The 24,120-nt window shown below is 70.9% G+C and carries 21 protein-coding genes; 11 read left to right on the top strand and 10 right to left on the bottom strand.

Annotation, left to right across the window (positions count from 1 at the left end; genetic code table 11):
• The first annotated feature begins 105 nt into the window (after window positions 1–105).
• Window positions 106–1,119, top strand: a complete 1,014-nt coding sequence (locus tag ACZ69Q_RS15105) for an SAM-dependent methyltransferase (protein WP_471041629.1) — start codon at window positions 106–108, stop codon at window positions 1,117–1,119.
• Between the two features lie 30 nt (window positions 1,120–1,149).
• Here ACZ69Q_RS15105 and ACZ69Q_RS15110 read toward each other — a convergent pair whose 3' ends face one another.
• Window positions 1,150–2,301 carry an NADH-quinone oxidoreductase subunit D gene (locus tag ACZ69Q_RS15110; RefSeq protein WP_471041631.1) on the bottom strand — a complete coding sequence of 384 codons (1,152 nt, stop codon included), beginning with the start codon at window positions 2,299–2,301 and terminating at the stop codon, window positions 1,150–1,152.
• 31 nt (window positions 2,302–2,332) lie between these two features.
• Here ACZ69Q_RS15110 and ACZ69Q_RS15115 point away from each other — a divergent pair, with 31 nt between their 5' ends.
• On the top strand, window positions 2,333–2,851 hold the full coding sequence (locus ACZ69Q_RS15115) for a PH domain-containing protein (protein ID WP_471041633.1): 519 nt from the start codon (window positions 2,333–2,335) through the stop codon (window positions 2,849–2,851).
• Window positions 2,848–4,182 carry a PH domain-containing protein gene (locus ACZ69Q_RS15120; RefSeq protein WP_471041634.1) on the top strand — a complete coding sequence of 445 codons (1,335 nt, stop codon included), beginning with the start codon at window positions 2,848–2,850 and terminating at the stop codon, window positions 4,180–4,182. The genes ACZ69Q_RS15115 and ACZ69Q_RS15120 overlap by 4 nt, the downstream gene beginning before the upstream one ends.
• A 250-nt stretch (window positions 4,183–4,432) precedes the next feature.
• Here ACZ69Q_RS15120 and ACZ69Q_RS15125 read toward each other — a convergent pair whose 3' ends face one another.
• Window positions 4,433–6,028: a hypothetical protein gene (locus ACZ69Q_RS15125; RefSeq protein ID WP_471041636.1), complete on the bottom strand. Its 1,596-nt coding sequence runs from the start codon at window positions 6,026–6,028 to the stop codon at window positions 4,433–4,435.
• Window positions 6,029–6,172: 144 nt separating this feature from the next.
• On the bottom strand, window positions 6,173–7,291 hold the full coding sequence (locus ACZ69Q_RS15130; protein ID WP_471041638.1) for an alpha/beta hydrolase: 1,119 nt from the start codon (window positions 7,289–7,291) through the stop codon (window positions 6,173–6,175).
• A gap of 257 nt (window positions 7,292–7,548) precedes the next feature.
• On the opposite strand from ACZ69Q_RS15130, the gene ACZ69Q_RS15135 reads away from it, so the two are divergent.
• From ACZ69Q_RS15135 to ACZ69Q_RS15160, 6 genes are all read left to right on the top strand, one after another.
• The gene (locus tag ACZ69Q_RS15135; protein WP_471041639.1) at window positions 7,549–9,378 is read left to right on the top strand and encodes a phosphatidylglycerol lysyltransferase domain-containing protein; all 1,830 of its coding nucleotides are present in this window, start codon (window positions 7,549–7,551) and stop codon (window positions 9,376–9,378) included.
• Window positions 9,379–9,574: 196 nt separating this feature from the next.
• Window positions 9,575–10,480, top strand: a complete 906-nt coding sequence (folP, locus tag ACZ69Q_RS15140) for a dihydropteroate synthase (RefSeq protein ID WP_471041641.1) — start codon at window positions 9,575–9,577, stop codon at window positions 10,478–10,480.
• Window positions 10,477–10,980, top strand: coding sequence for a nuclear transport factor 2 family protein (locus tag ACZ69Q_RS15145; protein ID WP_471041643.1), 504 nt, complete (start codon window positions 10,477–10,479; stop codon window positions 10,978–10,980). The genes folP and ACZ69Q_RS15145 overlap by 4 nt, the downstream gene beginning before the upstream one ends.
• Before the next feature lie 351 nt (window positions 10,981–11,331).
• Window positions 11,332–11,691 (top strand): dihydroneopterin aldolase, encoded by a 360-nt coding sequence (folB, locus tag ACZ69Q_RS15150; protein ID WP_471041644.1) that lies wholly within the window; start codon window positions 11,332–11,334, stop codon window positions 11,689–11,691.
• Entirely contained in the window at window positions 11,688–12,299 is a 612-nt protein-coding gene (gene folK / locus ACZ69Q_RS15155; protein WP_471041646.1) for a 2-amino-4-hydroxy-6-hydroxymethyldihydropteridine diphosphokinase, read from the top strand. The genes folB and folK overlap by 4 nt, the downstream gene beginning before the upstream one ends.
• Window positions 12,300–12,356: 57 nt before the next feature.
• Window positions 12,357–12,845, top strand: a complete 489-nt coding sequence (locus ACZ69Q_RS15160) for a DUF3180 domain-containing protein (RefSeq protein WP_471041647.1) — start codon at window positions 12,357–12,359, stop codon at window positions 12,843–12,845.
• Between the two features lie 22 nt (window positions 12,846–12,867).
• On the opposite strand, the gene folE is transcribed toward ACZ69Q_RS15160, so the two are convergent.
• The 6 genes from folE to dacB all read right to left on the bottom strand — a co-directional run bounded on the left by folE (window position 12,868) and on the right by dacB (window position 20,697).
• Window positions 12,868–13,473 carry a GTP cyclohydrolase I FolE gene (folE, locus tag ACZ69Q_RS15165; protein ID WP_062723369.1) on the bottom strand — a complete coding sequence of 202 codons (606 nt, stop codon included), beginning with the start codon at window positions 13,471–13,473 and terminating at the stop codon, window positions 12,868–12,870.
• Between the two features lie 138 nt (window positions 13,474–13,611).
• The gene (gene ftsH / locus ACZ69Q_RS15170) at window positions 13,612–15,651 is read right to left on the bottom strand and encodes an ATP-dependent zinc metalloprotease FtsH (RefSeq protein WP_471042583.1); all 2,040 of its coding nucleotides are present in this window, start codon (window positions 15,649–15,651) and stop codon (window positions 13,612–13,614) included.
• A gap of 207 nt (window positions 15,652–15,858) precedes the next feature.
• Window positions 15,859–16,419 carry a hypoxanthine phosphoribosyltransferase gene (gene hpt / locus ACZ69Q_RS15175; RefSeq protein ID WP_471042586.1) on the bottom strand — a complete coding sequence of 187 codons (561 nt, stop codon included), beginning with the start codon at window positions 16,417–16,419 and terminating at the stop codon, window positions 15,859–15,861.
• A 71-nt stretch (window positions 16,420–16,490) separates the two neighbouring features.
• Complete coding sequence (gene tilS, locus ACZ69Q_RS15180) at window positions 16,491–17,657, bottom strand: tRNA lysidine(34) synthetase TilS (RefSeq protein ID WP_471041649.1); 1,167 nt, start codon at window positions 17,655–17,657, stop codon at window positions 16,491–16,493.
• Between the two features lie 213 nt (window positions 17,658–17,870).
• Window positions 17,871–19,010: a zinc-dependent metalloprotease gene (locus ACZ69Q_RS15185; RefSeq protein ID WP_471041650.1), complete on the bottom strand. Its 1,140-nt coding sequence runs from the start codon at window positions 19,008–19,010 to the stop codon at window positions 17,871–17,873.
• A gap of 70 nt (window positions 19,011–19,080) precedes the next feature.
• A complete protein-coding gene (dacB, locus tag ACZ69Q_RS15190; RefSeq protein WP_471042587.1) occupies window positions 19,081–20,697 on the bottom strand; it encodes a D-alanyl-D-alanine carboxypeptidase/D-alanyl-D-alanine endopeptidase in 1,617 nt (538 codons plus the stop codon).
• A 94-nt stretch (window positions 20,698–20,791) separates the two neighbouring features.
• Here dacB and ACZ69Q_RS15195 point away from each other — a divergent pair, with 94 nt between their 5' ends.
• Together ACZ69Q_RS15195 and ACZ69Q_RS15200 are read left to right on the top strand one after the other, a co-directional pair.
• A complete protein-coding gene (locus tag ACZ69Q_RS15195; RefSeq protein WP_015658794.1) occupies window positions 20,792–21,283 on the top strand; it encodes an inorganic diphosphatase in 492 nt (163 codons plus the stop codon).
• A gap of 118 nt (window positions 21,284–21,401) precedes the next feature.
• Window positions 21,402–23,033: a threonine/serine exporter family protein gene (locus ACZ69Q_RS15200; RefSeq protein WP_471041652.1), complete on the top strand. Its 1,632-nt coding sequence runs from the start codon at window positions 21,402–21,404 to the stop codon at window positions 23,031–23,033.
• Between the two features lie 28 nt (window positions 23,034–23,061).
• Here ACZ69Q_RS15200 and ACZ69Q_RS15205 read toward each other — a convergent pair whose 3' ends face one another.
• Entirely contained in the window at window positions 23,062–23,991 is a 930-nt protein-coding gene (locus ACZ69Q_RS15205; protein WP_471041654.1) for a DedA family protein, read from the bottom strand.
• Window positions 23,992–24,120: the final 129 nt, after the last annotated feature.

A 24,120-nucleotide genomic window follows, 5' to 3' on the forward strand; every position in this document is an offset into this window, starting at 1 on the left:
GGGAAGCGAGATGCGTGCAGGGGTCAACCGGAGGGCCGATCCGCACCCCGCGCGCGTACTCCCCAAGGTGGAGGCTGCGTTCTTCTGTGCGCTTAGCCTGGGCCGGTGACAGCAGAGGCGACGGGCGAGTGGCACGGGTGGCGCACGGCAGCGGAAGCCGCTCTCTACGGCCCGGACGGCTTCTACCGCCGCCCCGAGGGGCCGGCCGGGCACTTCCGTACGTCCGTCCACGCCTCCCCGCTCTTCGCCACCGCCGTGGCCCGTCTGCTGTGCCGGGTGGACGAGGCTCTGGGCCGGCCCGCGTCCCTCGCCTTCGTCGACATGGCGGCGGGGCGCGGTGAGCTGATCACGGGCGTCCTGGCCGCCCTGCCCGCCGAGGTGGCGGCACGCACGCGTGCGTACGCCGTCGAGGTCGCCGATCGCCCGGAATCCCTGGATCACCGAATCGAGTGGCTGCCGGAGCCACCTCCCGGGATCACGGGCCTGCTGTTCGCCAACGAGTGGCTCGACAACGTCCCCGTGGAGGTCGCCGAGGTGGACTCCGCCGGCGTACCGCGCCGGGTCCTCGTACGACAGGACGGCGCCGAACGTCTCGGAGGGCCGGTCGCCGGGGCGGATGCGGAGTGGCTCGCGCGGTGGTGGCCGTTGGGGGGCGTGGAGGGGGCGCGGGCCGAGATCGGCCTGCCACGGGACGAGGTCTGGGCCGATGCCGTCGCGACCCTGGAGCGGGGCCTCGCGGTAGCCGTGGACTACACGCACACGGCAGCGGCGCGACCGCCCTTCGGCACCCTCACCGGCTTCCGCGAGGGCCGCGAGACATCACCCGTCCCGGACGGCTCGTGCGACATCACGGCCCATGTGGCACTGGACGCCTGCGCCCTGCCCGGAGCGGTCCTGCTGACCCAGCGCGCCGCCCTGCACACCCTGGGCATCACAGGCGCACGCCCACCTCTGGAGCTGGCCTCTACTCGCCCAGCGGACTACGTACGGGCCCTTGCGAGCGCGGGCGAGGCCGCCGAGCTGACGGCGACGGGCGGGCTGGGGGACTTCGGCTGGCTCATGCAGTCGGTTGGAATTCCGAACGTACTGGCCCAGGGGCAGGGCGACCCGCCGGACTGACGGGCCGCCTGCTTGTCGCCCACCTGTCGCCTACTTGTCGATGTCTCCCACCACGAAGAACATCGACCCCAGAATCGCCACCATGTCCGCGACCAGCGTCCCCGGCAGCAGCTCGACCAGCGCCTGGATGTTGTTGTACGAGGCGGAGCGCAGCTTCAGCCGGTAGGGGGTCTTCTCGCCCTTGCTGACGAGGTAGTAGCCGTTGATGCCGAGCGGGTTCTCGGTCCACGCGTACGTGTGGCCCTCGGGCGCCTTCAGCACCTTGGGCAGCCGCTGGTTGATCGGCCCCGGCGGCAGCTCGGCGAGCCGGTCGAGGCAGGCGTCGGCGAGGTCGAGGGCGTTGTGGGTCTGCTCCAGCAGGCACTCGAAGCGGGCGAGGCAGTCGCCCTCCTGCCGGGTCACCACGCGCAGGACGTCCCCCAGCTCGCCGTAGGCCAGGTAGGGCTCGTCGCGGCGCAGGTCGAAGTCCACGCCGGCGGCGCGCGCGATCGGCCCGCTCACGCCGTACGCGTGCACGATCTCCGGCGTGAGGGCGCCCACGCCCCGCGTGCGCCCCCGGAAGATCTCGTTGCCGAGGACCAGGTCGTCGAACCGGTCCATGCGGGAGCGCACGTCGGAGACGGCGGTACGCGCACGCGTGGTCCATCCGGCCGGCAGGTCCTCCTTCAGGCCGCCGACCCGGTTGAACATGTAGTGCATCCGCCCGCCGGAGACCTCCTCCATCACGTGCTGGAGCTCCTCGCGCTCCGTGAAGGCGTAGAAGATCGGCGTGATCCCGCCCAGCTCCAGCGGATACGACCCCAGGAACATCAGGTGGTTGAGCACCCGGTTGAGCTCGGCGAGCAGCGTCCGCGTCCACACGGCCCGCTCGGGCACCTCCATGCCGAGCATGCGCTCGACGGCGAGGACGACGCCCAGCTCGTTGGAGAACGCCGACAGCCAGTCGTGGCGGTTGGCGAGCATGATGATCTGGCGGTAGTCGCGGGCCTCGAAGAGCTTCTCGGCGCCGCGGTGCATGTACCCGATCACCGGCTCCGCGCTGATGATGCGCTCGCCGTCCAGCACCAGCTTCAGGCGCAGCACTCCGTGCGTGGACGGGTGCTGGGGCCCGATGTTGAGCACCATGTCGGTGCTCTCCGCGGCGCCGCCGATACCGACCATGGTCTCCGTCGTAGGAGTCATGAACACAGTCTCTCCTACGTACGCTGGCCTCATGGAGACGGGGAGCCCGGAAAACACGGGAACGACGGGGGACGAGCGGGCGGGGGACGGGCCGGGGTGGACCGGGCTGCCGCCGGGCCTGCTCCGCATGCGCCGGCTGCTTTTGGTGGTGTGGCTGGGGCTGCTGACGATCGGCCTGGCCCTGCTGCTCGGCCTGCTCGCCGGGCCGAGCTGGGCGGCCTTCGCGCTGCTGCCCCTGGCGCTCATGGCGTGGGGCTGGGTGATGCTGGGCCGCAACTGGCGCTCGTGGCGCTACGCCGAGCGCGCCGACGACCTGCTGATCAGCCGGGGCGTGCTGTGGCGCGAGGAGACGGTCGTGCCGTACGGCCGTATGCAACTGGTCGAGGTCACCTCTGGCCCCGTGGAGCGGCACTTCGGGCTGGCCAGCGTGCAACTGCACACGGCTGCCGCCGCGACCGACGCCACGATCCCCGGCCTGGACCCGGCGGAGGCGGAACGGCTGCGCGACCGGCTCACCGAGCTGGGCGAGGCACGATCGGCGGGCCTGTGACGACGCCGGGCGTCGACGGCGCCGTACGCGAGCAGCGGCCGGTGTCCGAGCGGCGCCTGCACCCCGTGACGCCGCTCAGGCGCGCGTGGGCGCCGGTGGCCGTGCTGATCGGCTGGGCGGTGCACGACCCGGACCAGGCGCAGCGCCAGCTCACCAGGCTGACCACGACCACCCTGCTGATCGCACTTGCCGTCTTGCTCCCGGCGGCCGCCCTGTACGGCTTCCTCACCTGGTGGTTCACGCACTTCGCGGTGACCGACGCGGAGTTGCGCATCCGCACCGGTCTGCTGTTCCGGCGCACCGCGCACATCCGGCTGGAACGCATCCAGGCGATCGACATCACCCAGCCGCTGCTCGCGCGCGTGGCGGGCGTGGCGAAGCTGAAGCTGGACGTCATAGGCGCCGACAAGAAGGACGAACTCGCCTTCCTGGGCGCGGAGGAGGCGCGCACCCTGCGTGCCGAACTCCTCGCGCGCGCCGCCGGTTTCGCCCCCGAGACGGCACACGAGATAGGCGAGGCGCCGTCCCAGCAGCTCCTGCGGGTCCCGCCGGCCGTCCTCGCGACCTCCCTCGTCCTGACCGGCGCGACCTGGGCGACGCTGGCCGCCGCACTGGTCGTACCGACCGTCCTGTGGCTGGTCACCGAGAGCGCGTGGACGGTCCTGGCCAGCGCGATCCCCCTGTTCGGCGCTGCGGGGGCGAGCAGCGTGGGACGTTTCGTCACCGAGTACGACTGGACCGTGGGCGAGTCGCAGGACGGACTGCGCATCGACCACGGCCTCCTCGACCGCGCCCACGAGACGGTGCCGCCGGGCCGTGTGCAGACGGTACGGATCGTCGAGCCGCTGCTGTGGCGACGACGCGGCTGGGTGCGGGTGGAACTGGACGTGGCAGGCTCCGCCAACTCGCTCCTGCTCCCGGTGGCGCCGCGCGAGGTCGCCGAGTCGGTCGTCGCGCGCGTGCTGCCCGGGGTGACGGTGCCGAGCCGTGCCTCCCTGAACCGTCCGCCACGGCGCGCGGCCAGGTGTGTGCCCCTGTGGTGGCGCGGCTACGGACTCGCCGTCACGGACGCGGTGTTCGCCGCACGCACGGGGCTGTTCCGCCGCAGCCTCGCCCTGGTCCCGCACGCCAAGGTCCAGAGCGTCAGGCTGGCCCAAGGGCCCTGGGAGCGCCTGTGGGGCGTCGCCGACGTCCATGTGGACACGGGGGCCAACAAGACCGTCACCGCGCGTCTGAGGGGCGCCGAGGAGGCGGCGGAGCTGCTACGGGGCCAGGCGGAGCGATCCCGCACGGGCCGCCGGGACGCGCGGCCGGATCGCTGGATGGCCTGACGGCTGGATGGCCTGACGGCTGGATGGCGTGACGGCTGGATGGCCTGACGGCTGGATGGCCTGACGACTGGATGGCCTGACGACTGGATGGCGTAACGGCTGGATGGCCTGACGACTGGATGGCCTGACGACTGGATGGCCTGACGGCTGGATGGCGTGACCGCCTGGGGAGATGCGGGGCGGCGCGGAAGGGGGCCGTCGACCGTCCGACCTGGCCCCGCGGTCGGCCGTCCGACCGGCCCCGCCGCCGTCAGGAGACCGCGCTGCGCAGCCCCTGCACGTCGATCTGCTCCGTCTCGTCGTGCGCCGTCAGGTCGATGACCTGGCCGATGCCCCGGGACTCCTCGTCGGCCGGCTTGAACGCGGCCTCGGCCTCGGCCTTGTGCAGGGCGAGGGCCTCCTGGCCGACGACGTCGGCGAGGTCCTCGTTCTGGACGGACTCCAGCGCGGACGGCTCCGTTTCCTGCTTCGTACCGAAGAAGTCGAACCCGCCCTCGACCGCCGGACGCCGCACGGGCGCTGCCGGTACGACGGCCACCGCGGTCGGCTCTATGAAGTGCCCCGCCGGACGCCGGGCCGCGGGCAGCGCCGGCCGGGCAGGGGCGACCGTGCCTGCCGGGGTGACGGCGGCCGCGTGCTCATGCCCGTCGACCGCCCCGGACTTCCCCTGTGGGTCGTCCTCCGGCACGAACTCCGTCTCGGACCCGCCGGTCCCCTCCACCTCGGCGTCACCCGAGGCGTCCCTCAGCGGCCTGCCGCCGGACGGGCCGTCGCCCTTCGGAGGGTGGTCGTTCTTCGGGGACTCGACCTTCGAGGGGTCCTCCTTGGAGGACTCGCCCTTCGCAGATGCGTCCGTGAGCGGCTGGTCCGTGAGCGGCTGGTCGGTGGCCGACGGGTCCTTGACCGACGCGTCCTTGACCGACTCGTCCAAGGCCGATTCGCCCAGGGCCGATTCGCCCACGGGCGACTGCGACTCGTCCTCGGAGGAATTCCCTTCGGGCGAGTCCTCGTCGAGCGCCTCGCCCGCCGCCTCGTCCTTCGCCTCGCCCGCAGCTTCGTCCTTCGCCTCGCCCGTCGCTTCGTCCTTCGCCGGCCCGCCGTCCTCGTCGAACCGCGCCAACGCGGCCTTGGCCCGCAGGAACAGCCGCGAGCCCTCCGGCGAGAAGACCTTCGCGTCCGCCGGCGTCTCCTCGGCGGCCTGCACGTCCTCGCCGTCCCCGACCGTCCCGACCGCCTCGTCGTCCGCCCCGCTCTGCGCGCTCTCCGCACCCTCCGCCTCGGCCGGGGCAGCCACAGCCCCCGCCTCCTCGGCGGTCTCGGCGGCGACGTCATCGGCGGCGGCCTCACCCGCACCGTCACCCGGAACCGGCGGCAGCGCCCGCGCAGGCGTGGCGGCCTCTATCTCCAGAACCCGGCGCTCCTCCAGGACGCTCGCCCGCTCGGTCTCCGCCGTGGCGTACCGCCGCAGCAGCGAGGCGTGCTCGTTGCGCAGGCCGGCGAGCTCCGCCCGCTTGCCCCGCAGCCGCTGTTCCAGCTTCACGCGCAGCTCGCGCGACTCGTCGAGGTCGGCCTCCAGTTCGGCGACCCGCTCCTCGTACCGCCACTCGTCGCTGGCACGCGCGCGCGTGAGGTCGGCGACCTGCTTGCCCGCCTGCGTGTCCCAGCGGCGCATGACGACCGCACCCAAGACCGCCGTCGCCGCGGCGGCCGCGGCGAGGCCGCGCAGCGCCATGGGTTCGGTGAACACCCAGGGGGCGAGCGCACAGACGACGGACACGCCCGCGATCGCCGACGGGGGCAGCATCCTGTGCAAGGGCGGGGAATGGCGGTGACGTCCACGTGGCATGGCCAGAAACTTACCGCGCGTAGGCGAATCTTGGTGCCCCGCCCCGTAAAAAGACAGCCATCCCGAGTCGTTCACTTGGCATCAGGATTCAGTTCCGTCACCGAATTGGCCACGAACCAAGATCAAAAAGCCGGATCGGCCACCTCACCTGCCGCCCAGCCGTCCGCTCACCCACTCCAATGTCCCGGGAATCTCCCGCCGCCAGGTGTTGAAGTTGTGCCCTCCGCTTTCGAGGACGATCGATGAGATCCGGGTCAGCCCGGTCGCCTTCACGCGCTCAATGAACTTCAACGTGGCCTTGTAGTTGGATTCTCCAACTTTGCTGCTGCTGACGAGCAATGAAGTGTCCGGAGCCGGCATGTGCTTGAGGTACCACCACAGGTTCGCGCGATTGCGCAGTTCCTCGTCGCCGTGGAAGAGATCGCCGGTCGTGGCGTCGATCGGTGCCTTGTAGTAGGCGGAAAGTCCCGCCCCCGCGGCATACACCCGCGGATGGTGCATGGCGAGCTTCAGCGCGCAGTAACCGCCCGTGGAGTCGCCGATGATGCCCCAACTGCCCGGATTCCCGCTCACCCGGTAGTGACCGCTCACCGCCTCGGGCAGGTCCGACGCGAAGAACGTCTCGGTCTGCGGGCCCCCGGGAACGTCCACGCACTCCGTGTCCCGCGGCGGGGCCACGGTCGGCCGCATCATCACCAGGATCATCGGCTCCATACGGCCCTGCGCGACCAGCCGGGCGGCCGTGCGCGGGTAGTCGAGCTTGTCCACCAGCGCCTTTGCCGTACCCGGATAGCCGGTGAGGACTACGGCCGCCGGGAACGTACGCGTGCGGTACTCCGGCTGAAAATACTCGGGCGGCAGATAGACGTACGCGGGCGTCGCGATGTGCGTCGTACGCCCCACGATGTCGACCTTCTGGACCTGGCCGCCCCACTGCGGCGCGGCGTTCGCCGACCCCGGCACCCGCTGCGTCCCGGCGACCCGCAGCGGCCCGCCCGCCGGAACGTGGTCCACGACGACGCCCTGGCCCTTCTCCTGCCCGAACAGGTCGGCCCAGCCGGCGTAGAACCCGAAGGCCTGGTTGGCGAGGAGCCCGACCGACGCGAAGAGCGCCAACTGCGTGGCGAGCAGCAGCCCGACCCGCCCGGCGACGGCCCGCAGGCCCCGCCGCGCCAGCCGTGGCCACAGCCACACCGTGCCGACGAACAGCCCTACGGCCGCGAACACCGCCAGCGCCAGCACCTTGTCGCTCGTGAGACCCATCGATGCTTACCTGCCCGCACTTTCCGCCCGGGACCACGCGCGGGCACCTGTCCCACGCGTCGTCTCCCCCGCTCCTTCGCGAGGGCTTGCCCCGGACTTTCCTTGGCCTTTGAAACGCTTTTGGAGAGCTGAGTGAACCTCTCCCTTCAAGACACCGTCCTAGAGGGCGCAATGTCGCCGGATGCCCGAATCGGCACCGGATCCAAGGTCTCTCGCAGAACTAATGGGATGCGATGTCTGTCAGGACAGATGTGGAAATGTCGGGCAAGGTTCCTCAACGATCTCCCCAGGTGGGGCATCTGTCGAGCCGTGTGCGGAACGTGCTGCGCGGCCCGCGCCCCGAGGCCGTTCCCGTCGTCCTCGGCAGGGCCTGCGCCCTGGTGGGCCTGCTGGACGTCGCCGCCGGCGTCTTCCCGCGCTTCCGGCACAGCCGTATGCACGCCATCGCCGAAGTGCTGCCGGGCTCGACGGGCCCGTTCGCGGCCGCGCTCTCGCTCAGCGCCGGCGTGCTGTTGCTGCTGCTCGCGCACGGCCTCAAACGCTGCAAGCGCAGGGCCTGGCGCGCCGCCGTGGTCCTGCTGCCCGCCGGAGCGGTGGCGCAGTTCACGTACCGCCACTCCATCATCGGCGTCCTGATCTCCCTCGCGCTGCTCGCGCCCCTGCTGCGCCACCGCGACCAGTTCGCGGCCCTGCCCGACCCGCGCAGCCGCTGGCGCGCGCTGGCCAACTTCGTCCTCATGGGCGCCGGTTCGCTCGCCCTCGGCCTGGTCATCGTCAGCGCCCACCCGAAGACCCTGATCGGCGACCCGAGCCTGGCGGACCGCATCACCCACGTCCTGTACGGCCTGTTCGGCTTCGAGGGCCCGGTCGACTACCAGGGCAACACCTCCTGGACGGTCGCCTTCTCCCTCGGCGCCCTCGGCCTGCTCACCGCCGTCACCACCATCTACCTGGCCTTCCGCCCCGAGCACCCGGCCGCGGCCCTGACCGAGGACGACGAGGTCCGCCTGCGCGCCCTGCTGGTCAAGCACGGCGCCCGCGACTCCCTCGGCCACTTCGCGCTGCGCCGCGACAAGGCCGTCGTCTTCTCCCCCAGCGGCAAAGCCGCGGTGACCTACCGCGTCGTCTCCGGCGTCATGCTCGCCAGCGGCGACCCCATCGGCGACGTCGAGGCCTGGCCCGGCGCCATCGAGCGCTTCATGGACGAGGCCAAGGCCCACTCCTGGACCCCCGCCGTCATGGGCTGCTCCGAGACCGGCGCCGAGGTGTGGACCCGCGAGACCGGGCTCGACGCCCTCGAACTGGGCGACGAGGCGGTGGTGGACGTCCCGGATTTCTCGCTCACCGGCCGTGCGATGCGCAATGTGCGCCAGATGGTCAAGCGCATCGAGCGCGCCGGTTACGAGACCCGGGTACGGCGCGTCCGTGACCTCGGCGAAACCGAGCTGGAGCGGATCCGGCAGGCCGCCGAGGCCTGGCGCGGCACCGACACCGAACGCGGCTTCTCCATGGCCCTGGGCCGCGTCGGCGACCCGTCCGACGGCGACTGCCTGATCGCCACCGCCCACAAGGCCGACGACGAACCGGGTCCGTACGGCGACCTCAAGGCGATCCTGCACTTCGTGCCCTGGGGCACCGACGGAGTCTCGCTCGACCTGATGCGCCGCGACCGGGCGGCCGACCCCGGCATGAACGAACTGCTCATCGTGGCCGCCCTCCAGGCCGCCCCGAAGTTCGGCATCGCGCGCGTGTCCCTCAACTTCGCCATGTTCCGCTCGGCGCTGGCACGCGGCGAGAAGATCGGCGCAGGCCCGGTGCTGCGCGCCTGGCGGGGCCTGCTGGTCTTCCTCTCCCGCTGGTTCCAGATCGAGTCGCTGTACAAGTTCAACGCCAAGTTCCAGCCCCGCTGGGAGCCCCGCTTCGTGGTCTACCGGGCCTCGGCCGACCTGCCCCGCCTCGGCTTCGCCGCCATGCAGGCGGAGGGCTTCGTGAACATGGCCCTGCCACTGCCGCGCTTCCTGCGCCGCCGGCCGGCACCGCGTCCGTGCCAGCACCGGGTGGCGGAACAGGGCGTGCGCGCCGCATAGGGGTGTGCGCGCCTCATAGGGGTGTGCCCACCACATAGGGGCGTACGCCCCCGAGAGGCGTACGCCCCCGGCAGGCCGGCACCCCATGCCCGGCCGGACCCTCCCCCTGACAGGCCCGAGCGGAAGCCCGCCCCCCCCACTGGCTCCCGCTCGGGCCGCGGCACGTCGCGGCCCGAGCGGGGCCTACGCTGAACGTATGAGCAAGCACAGCGGACGCGGGCGCGTCGCGGGCCTTCCCCAGTGGGACCGGTGCGCGGTCATGGGGGTCGTCAACGTGACCCCGGACTCCTTCTCCGACGGTGGCCGCTGGTTCGACACGACGTCCGCCGTCAAGCACGGCCTCGCTCTGGTCGAGGAGGGCGCCGACCTGGTCGACGTCGGCGGCGAGTCCACCCGCCCCGGCGCCACCCGGGTCGACGAGGCCGAGGAACTGCGCCGCGTCATCCCCGTCGTGCGCGGCCTCGCCGCCGAGGGCGTCACGATCTCCGTCGACACCATGCGCGCCTCCGTCGCCGAGCAGGCCCTCGCCGCCGGCGCCGCCCTCGTCAACGACGTCAGCGGCGGCCTCGCCGACCCCGCGATGATCCCGGTCGTCGCCGACGCCGGCGCCCCCTTCGTCGTCATGCACTGGCGCGGCTTCCTCGACGGCGCGAACATCAAGGGCGGGTACGACGACGTGGTCGCCGAGGTCGTCGAGGAGCTCCACGCGCGCGTGGAGGCCGTTCTGGCGGGCGGCATCGCCCCCGACCGCATCGTCGTGGACCCCGGCCTCGGCTTCTCCAAGGACGCCGAACACGACCTCGTCCTGCTCGCCCACCTCGACCGGCTGCTCACCCTCGGCCACCCCCTTCTCGTCGCCGCCTCCCGCAAGCGGTTCCTCGGCCGGGTCCTCGCCGGCCCGCAGGGCGCGCCGCCGCCCGCCCGAGAGCGCGACGCCGCCACGGCCGCCGTATCGGCGCTCGCGGCGCAGGCCGGCGCGTGGGCCGTGCGTGTCCACGAGGTGCGCGCCACGGCGGACGCGGTACGCGTCACACGCGCCATCGAGGAGGCGCGTGACGTCCAGAACGCGCCCCGCGCGGACTCCGCTGAAGGAGCCCGGTGAACGCCCCCCACACCGACGTCGAGCAGGCGGAGGCGGCCAACACCGCCTTCTACGAGGCCGTGGAGCGCGGCGACTTCGAACAGCTCTCCAAGCTCTGGCTCAGCCCGTCCGACCTCGGCATCGACGAGACGTACCACGACCCGGCCGACGCCGGGGTCATCTCCTGTGTGCACCCCGGCTGGCCGGTGCTGACCGGGCGCGGCGAGGTCCTCAGGTCGTACGCGCTGATCATGGCGAACACCGACTACATCCAGTTCTTCCTCACCGACGTGCACGTCTCCGTCACCGGCGACACCGCCCTGGTGACCTGCACCGAGAACATCCTCAGCGGCGGCCCCGCGCCCGACGCCGGGGAGGAGCTCGGCCCGCTCGTCGGCCAGCTCGTGGTCGCCACCAACGTGTTCCGGCGCACGACCGAGGGCTGGAAGATGTGGTCCCACCACGCCTCGCCGGTTCTGGCCGAAAACGACGACGACGAAAGCGACGACACCCCCGCCTGAGTGGGTAGGCGCCCTGGTGGAGCCTTCAGAGTCCACCAGGCCACGCGTGGATTCCCGGGGACGGCCAGGGTGACGCGTCCGGACCCGCACGACCACCCACAAGGACGCCCGCGGGACCCGCCGGGACCAAGAAGTGGTTGGAATCACGTGTGTGCGGGTAGGGGCGGCTACCAACCCGTGAGCCGCCGGATTCCCCAGGGGAAACACACGGTGAATCCTGCCGGCCCGGACCGGGCCCACGCCCCCGTGGCCCGGCCCTGCCAGTGCCCGCAGGTAGATTCGTTCGAGGCCGGTGTGCCGCCCGCACACGGCATCGACCGGCCGTCACCGACGATTGCAGGAGTGATTCGCGTGGATCGTGTCGCGCTGCGCGGCCTGAAGGCCCGCGGGTACCACGGCGTGTTCCCCGAGGAACGCGCGCAGGGCCAGATCTTCGTCGTGGACCTCGTCCTGGGGCTCGACACCCGGCGCGCCGCCGCGGACGACGACCTGGCGAAGACCGTGCACTACGGCATCGTGGCGGAGGAGGTGGTGGCCGTCGTCGAGGGCGAACCGGTCAACCTCATCGAGACGCTCGCCGAACGCATCGCCCAGGCCTGTCTGAAGCACGAAGGGGTCCACGAGATCGAGGTCACCGTCCACAAGCCGGACGCGCCGATCACGGTCCCCTTCGACGACGTGACCGTCACCATCACCCGGAGCCGAGTATGACTGCACCGTTCATCAAGGGCCCCAGCGACCCGACCGTACAGCCGGTACCCGCCTCCGTCGTCGACCAGGTCGACGCCGCCGACACCACCCTCAGCAACCCCAAACGGGCGGTGATCTCCCTCGGCTCCAACCTCGGCAACCGCCTGGAGACCCTCCAGGGCGCCATCGACGCGCTGGAGGACACCCCCGGCGTGCGCATCAAGGGAGTCTCCCCCGTCTACGAGACGGAGCCCTGGGGCGTCGAGCCGGGCAGCCAGCCCTCCTACTTCAACGCCGTCGTGGTCCTCAAGACCACGCTCCCCCCGTCCTCCCTGCTGGAGCGGGCGCACGCGGTCGAGGAAGCCTTCCACCGGGTCCGCGACGAGCGCTGGGGCGCCCGCACCCTCGACGTCGACATCGTCGCCTACGCCGACGTCGTCTCCGACGACCCGCACCTCACGCTCCCCCACCCGCGCGCCCACGAACGGGCCTTCGTCCTCGCCCCCTGGCACGACCTGGAACCCGAAGCCCAGTTGCCCGGCCGCGGCACGGTCGTCGAACTGCTCGGCACGGTCACCCTGGACGGCGTGGCGCCGCGCGCGGACCTGGAACTCCGGCTGCCCGAATAGTCGTTAAGGTCAAGACGACCACAATCCGCGGGCACCCGGGGGAGCTGAAGAAACACCGTGAGAGAGCTGCGCATCAGGCTGCTGGCCGGCGTGTTCATCATCGCCGGAGTCCTGTCCTGGGCAGGCGCCCGCCTGTGGAACGCCGTCGGGACCCTGCCCAGCGTCCCTCTGGCCGCCCCCATCGTCCTCGCCCTGATCGCCGTGGTGCTCCTGTCCACGGCGATCTCGATCCGCGCCCGGCTCAAGGCCCAGCGCGAACGCCAACCCGAGGCCAAGGGCGTCGACCCCCTGATGGCCGCCCGCGCGGTCGTCTTCGGCCAGGCCAGCGCCCTGGTGGCCGCCCTCGTCGCCGGCATGTACGGCGGCACGGGCGTCTTCCTCCTGGAGTACCTCGAGATCCCCGCCCGCCGCGACCAGGCCATCTACGCCGGCTTCTCCGTCCTGGCCGCCCTCGGCGTAATAGCGGCAGCCGTCTTCCTGGAACGAGTCTGCAAACTCCCGGAGGACGACGAACACAACGGCGCGGGCGCTACGCCGACGACGTAGCGCGCGATCGGTGCGCGGTGGGTCAGCGGGCCATGATGAGGCTCATCGCCTCGTTGCGCGTCGCCGCGTCCCGTAGCTGACCGCGCACCGCCGACGTTATGGTCTTCGCGCCCGGCTTGCGGATGCCGCGCATCGACATGCACATGTGCTCGCACTCCACGACGACGATCACCCCGCGCGGCTCCAGGATCTCCATCAGCGAGTCCGCGATCTGCGTAGTGAGACGTTCCTGCACCTGCGGCCGACGGGCATAGACATCCACAAGGCGGGCCAGCTTGGACAGCCCGGTGATCTTGCCGGAGGTGGCCGGGATGTATCCGACGTGAGCGACGCCCCGGAACGGCACCAGATGATGCTCACAGGTCGAGTACACCTCGATGTCCTTCACGAGCACCATCTCGTCGTGCCCGATGTCGAACGTCGTCGTCAGCACGTCCTCGGGCTTCTGCCACAACCCCGCAAAGATCTCCTTGTACGCCCGCGCCACCCGCCCCGGCGTCTCCCGGAGGCCCTCGCGGTCCGGGTCCTCGCCGACCGCGATCAGCAGTTCGCGTACGGCGTTCTCGGCGCGCTTCTCGTCGAACTCGCCGATGCGGCCCTCGCCGTCCAGCGTCACGGGGTCGGTCATGTGGTGCCTCGTTCCTTCGCGGGTGGCGCGTGTGGGTCACGCGTCTGAACTGCGGGCATACGAAATGCCGCGCCCCCCAGGCTAGAACCAGGGGGGCGCGGCATCCATTCCGGCCCGGTGGGCTCACCGGGCAGGGCGTCAGCTCTCGGGACGCTCCTCGGGTGCCGGCTCGGCCACCGGGGCGGGCTCCGTCACCGTCGACTTGGCGGTGCTGATCGCCGGGGTCGCGCCGTTGGCGCCGTTCGTCAGTGCGAGCTCCTTGGGGGAGAGCACCGGCGGACGGGTGGACGGCGTGCGGCGGGAGGACCCGGTCCAGGCGGGCCGCGGCGGGCGCTTGACGATGGGGGCGAAGATCTCGGCGATCTCCTCCTTGCCCAGCGTCTCCCTCTCCAGCAACTGGAGCACCAGGTTGTCGAGGACGTCGCGGTTCTCGACCAGGATCTCCCAGGCCTCGTTGTGCGCGTTCTCGATGAGCTTCTTGACTTCCTCGTCCACCAGCGCGGCGACCTCTTCCGAGTAGTCGCGCTGGTGAGCCATCTCACGTCCGAGGAAGGGCTCGGTGTTGTCGCCGCCGAACTTGATCGCGCCGAGACGCTCGGTCATGCCGTACTGCGTGACCATCGCGCGGGCGGTGGTCGTGGCCTTCTCGATGTCGTTCGCGGCGCCCGTGGTCGGGTCGTGGAAGACGAGCTCCTCGGCCGCGCGGCCGCCCAGCATGTAGGCGAGCTGGTCCAGCATCTCGTTGCGGGTCGTGGAGTACTTGTCCTCGTCCGGCAGGACCATCGTGTAGCCGAGCGCGCGGCCTCGCGACAGGATCGTGATCTTGTGGACCGGGTCGGAGTTCGGGGAAGCCGCCGCGACCAGGGCGTGTCCGCCCTCGTGGTACGCGGTGATCTTCTTTTCCTTGTCCGACATGATCCGGGTCCGCTTCTGCGGGCCCGCCACGACGCGGTCGATTGCCTCGTCCAGCATCTGGTTGTCGATGAGCTTCCGGTCCGAGCGGGCGGTGAGCAGCGCGGCCTCGTTGAGGACGTTGCTCAGGTCCGCACCGGTGAAGCCCGGCGTGCGGCGGGCGACCGCCGACAGGTCGACGTCCGGGGCGACCGGCTTGCCCTTCTGGTGGACCTTGAGGATCTCCAGACGGCCCTGCATGTCCGGACGGTCGACCGCGATCTGGCGGTCGAAGCGGCCGGGGCGCAGGAGGGCCGGGTCGAGGATGTCGGGCCGGTTCGTCGCGGCGATGAGGATCACGCCGCCCTTGACGTCGAAGCCGTCCATCTCGACGAGGAGCTGGTTCAGGGTCTGCTCGCGCTCGTCGTGACCGCCGCCGAGGCCGGCGCCGCGGTGGCGGCCGACCGCGTCGATCTCGTCGACGAAGACGATCGCCGGGGCGTTCGCCTTGGCCTGCTCGAACAGGTCACGGACTCGGGAGGCACCGACACCGACGAACATCTCGACGAAGTCGGAACCGGAGATCGAGTAGAAGGGGACGCCCGCCTCGCCGGCGACGGCGCGCGCGAGGAGCGTCTTGCCGGTACCGGGAGGCCCGTAGAGCAGTACGCCCTTGGGGATCTTGGCGCCCACGGCCTGGAACTTGGCCGGCTCCTGGAGGAATTCCTTGATCTCCTGGAGTTCCTCGACGGCCTCGTCCGAGCCGGCGACGTCGGAGAACGTCGTCTTCGGGGTGTCCTTGGTGATGAGTTTCGCCTTGGACTTCCCGAAGTTCATGACTCGGGAGCCGCCGCCCTGCATCTGATTCATCAGGAACAGGAAGACGACGACGATGAGGACGAAGGGGAGCAGGGAGAGCAGGATCCCGACGAACGGGTTCTGCTTCGACGGCGAGACGGTGTAGCCGTCCGGGATCTGCTTGTCCTGGTACTTGTTCTGCAGCGTGCTGGCGATGGTCACGCCTTGGTCGCCGATGTAGCTCGCCTGGATCTTGGTGGCGCCCTCGACCTTTTCGCCGTCCTTGAGCTGGACCTTGATGGTGTTCTCGTCACCAGTGGTCAGCTTGGCCGACTCGACCTTGTTGTCATTGATCGCCTGGACGACCTGGCCGGTGTCCACCGTCTTGTAGCCGCCGGACGAGCCGACGACCTGCATCAACACGACCACGGCAAGGACGGCCAGCACGATCCACATGACCGGCCCACGGAAGTATCGCTTCACGTCCATCCATACGGAGCGGTGCCGCCCCGTCCCTCCTGCCATAGTGAGTTTGATAAGACAGTTCTTCTGACGGTACCCCAGCTTTGTCGCGCGTAGCCGCACGGGACGGCTGGCAAGCCCGTCTGCATGCTCCAACGGCGCGAGGCCCGCCGGGGTTCCCGATCTTCGTACAGCGCTTGGGCTCTTCGGGTCCGCGGTCGCGGACCGTCGGGCTCAGCCGCCGTAGACGTGGGGCGCGAGCGTACCGACGAACGGGAGGTTGCGGTACTTCTCGGCGTAGTCGAGGCCGTAGCCCACGACGAACTCGTTGGGGATGTCGAAGCCGACCCATTCGACGTCGATGGCGACCTTCGCGGCGTCCGGCTTGCGCAGCAGCGTGCAGATCTTCAGGGACTCGGGCTCGCGCGAGCCGAGGTTGTTGATCAGCCAGGACAGGGTCAGGCCTGAGTCGATGATGTCCTCGACGATCAGGACGTGCCGGCCCTTGATGTCGGTGTCGAGGTCCTTGAGGATCCGCACGACACCGGAGGACTGGGTGCCGGCGCCGTAGGACGACACCGCCATCCAGTCCATGGTGACGGGGGTGGACAGTGCCCGGGCGAGGTCGGCCATGACCATCACCGCGCCCTTGAGGACACCGACGATGAGCAGGTCCTTACCCTCGTACTCCGCGTCGATCTTCGCCGCCAGCTCTGCCAGCTTGGCGTCGATCTCTTCCTTGGTGATGAGCACCTGCTGGAGGTCGGCACCCATGTCTTTCGCGTCCACCCGCATCACTTTCGGTCGGTCGTCCCGCATTCTCGGCCCACCGGCCCCTCCGTGATCTGCTGTGGAGGGGTCGGGAATCAGCCTTGCCGAATCACCAGTCTGCCACCCTGGCGCTGGGCGACGACTTTGCCGGGGAGATTGATGGCTCCCTGGCCGCGCCAGCCGGTGATCAGCCGGTCGACTTCCTCGATGTGACGGGCGAACAGCGAACCGGCGGGTGCCCCGGCTTCGATGGCGGCGCGGCGCAGGATCCGGCGGCGTACGGCGGGCGGCAGCGCGTACAGCTTGGCGCACTCCAGGAGGCCGGTGGCGTCGCGTACGGCGGCCTCGGCCTGGCTGGCCCAGGCGTCGAGGGCGTCGGCGTCGTCGCGGGAGAGCTGGGCGGTGCGGGCGAGGGCCTCCACGACGCCCTTGCCGAGTGCCTTCTCCAGGGCGGGCAGGCCCTCCTGGCGCAGGCGCGACCTCGTGTACGCGGGGTCGGAGTTGTGGGGGTCGTCCCAGACCGGCAGGGCCTGGACCATGCACGCCTTGCGGGCGGTCTGCCGGTCGAGTCCGAGGAAGGGGCGGCGGTATCGGCCGCCGGCCCCCGAGACCGCGGCCATTCCGGACAGGGAGCGGATGCCGGAGCCGCGGGCGAGGCCGAGCAGGACGGTCTCTGCCTGGTCGTCGCGGGTGTGGCCGAGCAGGACGGCGAAGGCGCCGTGGCGTACGGCCGCGTCGTCGAGGGCGGCGTAGCGCGCGTCGCGGGCGGCGGCCTCGGGGCCGCCGGTGCGGCCGACGGTCACGGCGAGGGACTCGACGGGGTCGAGGCCGAGTTGGCGCAGCCGCAGGACGACTTCTTCGGCGCGCAGGTCGGAGCCGGGCTGCAGGCCGTGGTCGACGGTGATGCCGCCGGCGCGGATGCCGAGTTTGGGGGCCTCGAACGCGAGGGCGGAGGCGAGGGCCATGGAGTCGGCGCCGCCGGAGCATGCCACGAGCACGAGCGGGGAGGGGGGCCGCTCGTGCGGGGCAGCGCGCGGGGGCTCCTGCGGGCTCTGGCCGGGGAGCTCGTACGACGTTTCGAGCGCGGTGCCGTGGGCGGCGCGCCGGGTGCCGGGGGACGGCGCGTGCGGCGTATGGGAGGCGGCCGCGCGCGGGCTGCTCGGTGCGGGTACGTCGTAGATGCGGCTGTGCTCGGTGAGGATGTCGTGGAGGACGCGGCGGACCGCCAGGCGTATCGCCGCGACCGCAGGATGGGGACCCATGTCCGGTTCCCTTCATGAAGTTGTCGGGGGGGTGAGCCCGAAGTTCGGTCACTCAGAGTGTGTAGATGGTGACAGAACCGGGCCGTTCCCCGAGCATTGCACGCCTACCCATGACTCACGGTCCCTCGGACGGGTGATTGGAGGGGCGTTCGCCTGCCGTCGGCCGGATTCGGTTCACGACCTTCGTATGAGATGCACAACTCGGCGCGTGTTTCACGACTCCGCCTTGCGGTGCACCCGCGCGATCCAGTCCGCCGGTTTGGCGATCTCCGCCTTGGTGGGGAGGGTGTTCGGGGACGTCCACACACGGTTGAAGCCGTCCATGCCGGTCTGTTCCACGACGGCCCGCACGAAGCGTTCGCCGTCGCGGTACTGCCGCAGTTTGGCGTCGAGGCCGAGCAGTTTGCGCAGGGCGATGTCCAGCCGTGACGCGCCCTTGGCGCGGCGCTGCTGGAACTTCTCGCGGATTTCGGCGACGGACGGCACCACGGCGGGGCCGACTCCGTCCATCACGAAGTCGGCGTGGCCCTCCAGGAGGGACATCACGGCGGTGAGGCGGCCGAGGATCTCGCGCTGGGCCGGGGTCTGCACCAGTTCGACGAACGAACGTCCGCCGTCGTCCTCCTCGGCCTCGGGCCGGCCGCCCGAGAGGGACTGGGCCGCCTCGCGGATGCGCTCCAGGACGGTCATGGGGTCGACGTCCGTCTCCCCCAAGAACGACTGGATTTCGCCCTCCAGGTGGTCCCGCAGCCAGGGAACCGCGCTGAACTGCGTGCGGTGGGTCTCCTCGTGCAGGCACACCCACAGGCGGAAGTCGTGGGGCTGTACGTCGAGTTCGCGCTCCACGTGCACGATGTTCGGGGCGACGAGGAGGAGGCGGCCGCCGCCACTCGGTGAACCAGGGGGGCCGCCCGCCGGGAGGTCGCGAGTGGCCGGGGCGAACGTCTCGTACTGGCCGAGGACCCGGGAGGCCAGGAAGGACAGCAGCATGCCGAGTTCGACGCCGGTGACCTTACCGCCGACCGCGCCGAGGACGGCGCCGCCGGGGCTGGTCGTGCGCCGCTCCTGCATCTTGTCGAGCAGGGGCTTGAGGATCTCCCGGAAGCCCGCGACGTTCGCCCGGACCCAGCCGGGGCGGTCGACGACGAGGACCGGGGTGTCATGGATGTCGTCCGTGCCCATACGAGTGAAGCCCCGGACGTGTTCCTCCGAGGCCTTGGCATGTCGGCGCAGCTCGGCGACGACGGCGCGGGCCTCGTCGCGGCTCACCTCCGGGCCCGGCCGTACGAACCGGGTCGCGGTCGCCACCGCGAGATTCCAGTCGACCATCTCGGCACCACCGATGCTCGTCATGTGTCAACCGTACGTGAGCGGTCCCGCTTGGGGCAGGCCGTGGAGTTCGGCGGAACCGGGGCCGGTGAGGTCAGCGGCAGCCGCAGGACGCCAGTGCCGTAGCCGTCCTGTCGAGTGCCGAGCGGGCCGCGTCCGCGTTCTCGCCCGTCGACAGGAACGCGAAGGCGAGCAGCCGGCCGTCCTGGTCGACGACTGTGCCGGCGAGGGAGTTCACGCCGTGCAGGGTGCCCGTCTTCGCGCGGACGATGCCGGCCGCGCCGTCGGTGTAGCGGCTGCTCAGGGTGCCGGTGAAGCCTGCCACGGGGAGGCCGGTGAGGACCGGGCGGAGTTCGGGGTGGGTCGGGTCGGCGGCCTTGGCCAGCAGGGCCGTGAGCAGATCGGCCGTCAGTCTGTCGGCGCGGTTGAGGCCGCTGCCGTCCTTGAAGTCGGCGCCCGCCACCGGGAGCCCGAGCTTCTTCAGCCGCGCCCCGATCGCCTTGCCCGCGCCCTTGAAGTCGGCGCGTGCGCCGCTCGCCACGGCGGTCTGGCGGGCGAGGGCCTCGGCGATGTCGTTGTCGCTGTTGGTGAGCATGCGCTCGACGACGGAGGACAGCGGCGGTGAGGAGACCTCGGCGAGCGGTTCGGCCCGGTCGGTGGCCTTGGAGGGGCCGGGCGCGGTCGTCTTGATGCCGCGGTCGGCGAGGAGGGCCGCGAACTGGGCGGCCGCGTCCGTCGCCGGGTCCTCCAGCCGCTTCACCGGGCCGCTGGTGGAGTCGTCGGTGCGGGCCTCGTCGACCATCAGGGCGCTGACCGGGGCGAGGTTGCCGTTGTCCCCGATGGGGTGCAGTTCGGTGCCGGCGTAGAGCGTCTTGTCGTACGAAAGGGTGACCTGGCGCAGGTCCCGCTTCTTCAGCGCCCGGGCGGTGCGGTCCGCCAGTTCGCGCAGGCTCGCCCAGCCTTCGGCGTCCTTGCGGGCGGTGAGCGTGGGGTCGCCGCCGCCGACGAGGACCAGTTCTCCGGTGTCGGGTTCCAGGGCGGTACGGGTGGTGAGGCGGTGGTCGGGGCCCAGGGCCGCGAGGACCGCCACGGCGGTGGCGATCTTCGTGGTGGAGGCGGGGGTGAGGGCCTTGTCGGAGCCGTCGCCGTAGAGGCGTTCGCCGCTGGCCACGTCGACGATCGCCACCGACCTGCTGCCGAGCGCCGGGTCGGCCAGGAGCGGGCCGACGAGCCCGGCCACCGCCTTGCCGTTCGGGGCCGTCCCCGCGGTGCCCGCGCCGCCGCCGAGGCCGGTCAGGACGGAGGCCGCGCTGGGTGCGGGGCTGGGCCCTTCGGCAGCCGGGCCGGAGGAGTCGGAAGTATCGGTATTACGGCCGTGATCTGTGCCACCCGTGCCTTCCCGGGCGGCCGCCCAGTCCCGCTCGGCCGTACGCTGACCGGTGGAGTCCCAGGGGCCGGCGGCGGTCACCACTCCGGCGGCCAGTGCCAGTCCGGCGGTGGCGGCGCCCGCGGTGTACTGCCACGTCTTCGGCCTCGTGATCCGCGCGGCCTGCGGCAAGGCAGCTCGCGTGAGCCGTGCGACCCGCGGTTTCGCGGCGGTCGCGGCGCGTGTGAGACGTGGGCGTACGGCCTTAGCGGCTCGTGCCAGACGGGGTCGTACGGCGCCCGCGACCCGCGTCACATGCGGTTTCGCGGCACGCCAAGGCCTCATCTCCGGCACGACCACCAGCCCCTTTCGCGATCACACACCTGCGTGAGGGACACTTAACCACCAGAACTATGTGTTGATCATGGAGGAGCCACCGGTGGAGTTCGACGTCACGATCGAGATTCCGAAGGGTTCGCGGAACAAGTACGAGGTGGACCACGAGACCGGTCGGATCCGCCTGGACCGTCGCCTCTTCACCTCGACCGCCTACCCGACCGACTACGGCTTCGTCGAGAACACCCTCGGCGAGGACGGCGACCCGCTGGACGCGCTGGTCATCCTGGACGAGCCGACGTTCCCGGGCTGCCTCATCAAGTGCCGCGCGATCGGCATGTTCCGTATGACGGACGAGGCCGGCGGCGACGACAAGCTGCTGTGCGTGCCGGCGACGGACCCGCGCCAGGAGCACCTGCGTGACATCCACCACGTCTCGGAGTTCGACCGCCTGGAGATCCAGCACTTCTTCGAGGTGTACAAGGACCTGGAGCCCGGCAAGTCCGTCGAGGGCGCCGACTGGGTGGGCCGTACCGAGGCCGAGGCCGAGATCGAGCGGTCCTACAAGCGCTTCAAGGACCAGGGCGGCCACTGAGGCAAACCCCTGGCCTTCGGCCATGTGAACGGGCTGTACGCGTGCGCGTGCAGCCCGTTCGTGCGTCTGTGCGCATACTGAGGGCCGCAGGAGGTGTCGTACGAGGAGTGCTGCGCACGTGACGGACGCGGAGGACCGCAAGCCGCAGTCGGACGAGGCGAGGATGGCTTTCACGCCGCCGGCGGGCATCGAGGTGGGGGAAGGCGAGTCGGAGACCACGTCCGAGTTCGCCGTCCCCGAGGGGCTGGACGTACTGCATCCGCCGGCTGCGGAAGCCGAGGGTTCGGCGTTCAGCACACCGAGCGGCTACACCGTCGAGGACGCCCTGCCCGCCTTCACCCCGGCCACCGGCATACCGCGGATCAGCCTGACCAAGGACCTGCCCTGGCAGGACCGGATGCGCACGATGCTGCGCATGCCGGTGGCCGAGCGGCCCGCGCCGGAGCGGATGCCGAAGGCGGAGGAGGAGGGTCCGGCCGTCCCGCGCGTGCTGGACATGACCCTGCGTATCGGCGAGTTGCTGCTGGCGGGCGGTGAGGGCGCGGAGGACGTGGAGGCCGCGATGTTCGCGGTCTGCCGGTCCTACGGGCTGGACCGCTGCGAGCCGAACGTCACCTTCACGCTGCTGTCGATCTCGTACCAGCCCTCGCTGGTGGACGATCCGGTGTCGGCGTCACGCACGGTGCGGCGGCGCGGCACCGACTACACGCGCCTGGCGGCCGTGTACCAGCTCGTGGACGACCTCAGCGATCCGGAGAGCCACATCTCCCTGGAGGAGGCCTACGGGCGGCTCGCGGAGATCCGCCGCAACCGGCACCCGTACCCGACCTGGGTGCTCACCTCCGCGAGCGGGCTGCTGGCGGGCGCGGCCTCCGTGCTGGTCGGTGGTGATCTGATCGTGTTCATCGCGGCGATGCTCGGCGCGATGCTCGGGGACCGGCTGGCGTGGCTGTGCGCGGGGCGCGGGCTGCCGGAGTTCTACCAGTTCACGGTGGCGGCGATGCCGCCGGCCGCGATAGGGGTCGCGCTGACGCTGGCGCACGTCGACGTGAAGGCGTCCGCGGTCATCACCGGTGGGCTGTTCGCGCTGCTGCCGGGACGGGCGCTGGTCGCGGGGGTGCAGGACGGGCTGACCGGCTTCTACATCACCGCGGCGGCGCGGCTGCTGGAGGTCATGTACTTCTTCGTCGGCATCGTGGTCGGGGTGCTGGTGATCCTGTACTTCGGTGTGAACCTGGGCGCCAAGCTGGACCCGGACGCGGCGCTGAACATCTCCCCGCGGCCGTACTGGCAGATCGCCGCGTCGATGCTGCTGTCGCTGACCTTCGCGGTACTGCTCCAGCAGGAACGGTCCACCGTGCTCGCGGTGACCCTCAACGGGGGTGTCGCCTGGGTCGTGTACGGCGCCATGCACTACACCGGCGGGTTCTCGCCGGTTGCCTCCACGGCTGTCGCGGCGGGGCTGGTGGGGCTGTTCGGGCAGTTGATGGCCCGGTACCGGTTCGCGTCGGCGCTGCCGTACACCACCGCGGCGATCGGGCCCCTGCTGCCGGGTTCCGCGACGTATTTCGGGCTGTTGTCGATCGCGCAGAACAACGTCGACAAGGGGTTGGTGTCGCTGGCCACGGCCGCTTCACTCGCCATGGCCATCGCCATCGGAGTCAATCTGGGGTCCGAGATCTCCCGGCTGTTCCTGCGGATCGGGTCCCCGGAGAAACGGCGAGCCGCCAAGCGCACCCGAGGATTCTGAGCGCCTGGCGGCTCGGTGGCGGGATGCCTCAGTAACCCTGGTTCGGCGGGTACTGCTGGTTCTGCTGTCCGCCGTAGGGCTGCTGCCGGCCGTAACCCTGGGGGTACTGCTGGGCGTACGGCTGCTGGGGCTGGTTGCCGTAGTACTGCTGGTCGTAGCCGTACTGCTGGCCGCCCTGGTTGCCGTAGTGCTGCTTGTCCTGGTTGCCGTACGACGGGTCCTGGTTGCCGTACGGCTGCTGGGGCTGGTCGTCGGAGGGGATGCGGCGCAGTTGGGTCGTCGCGTCGTCCATCTGGGGGTGCTGGGGCTGTGCGGCGGCAGGTGTCTCGGCCGCGGCGCGCTTCTTCTTGGCGCGCTCGCGCAGGACCTCGATGATGATCGGGACCACGGAGACGAGGACGATCAGGACGAGGATCGCCTCGACGTTCGTCTTGATGAGCTCGATCTGGCCGAGCCAGTAGCCCGCGAGGGTGACGCCGGTGCCCCAGGCGATACCGCCGATGACGTTGTACGTGAGGAACGTGGCGTACTTCATGCGGCCGGCGCCCGCCACGATGGGGGCGAAGGTGCGCACGATCGGCACGAAGCGGGCCAGCACGATCGCCTTGGGGCCGTACTTCTCCATGAACTCGTGCGCCTTGTCCAGGTTCTCCTGTTTGAAGAGCTTGGAGTTGGGCCGGCTGAACAGCTTCGGGCCGAAGAACTTGCCGATCATGTAGCCGACCTGGTCGCCGATGACGGCCGCCAGCACGATGAGCGTGCAGACCAGCCACAGCGGCTGGCTGATGTAGTTCCCCTCGGCCACGAACAGGCCCGCCGTGAACAGCAGGGAGTCCCCGGGCAGGAACGCGAAGAGACCGGACTCCGCGAAGACGATCAGCAGGATGCCGGGGAGGCTGAAGGTCTGGATCAGATAGTCCGGGCTGAGCCACTCGGGGGCGAGCGCAAGCGTGGTCACGGGATCGTGGCTCCTGCGGGGGAAGAGGCGGGGGGCTGTGACTGGCGCGTCAAAAATATCAACGCTGCACCGGTCGCCCAGGTTCCATGGACCCGTTCAGGATGCACTGTGCCCCCGCTGGGACAAAGC

It is taken from the genome of Streptomyces sp. NPDC036764, assembly GCF_055609385.1.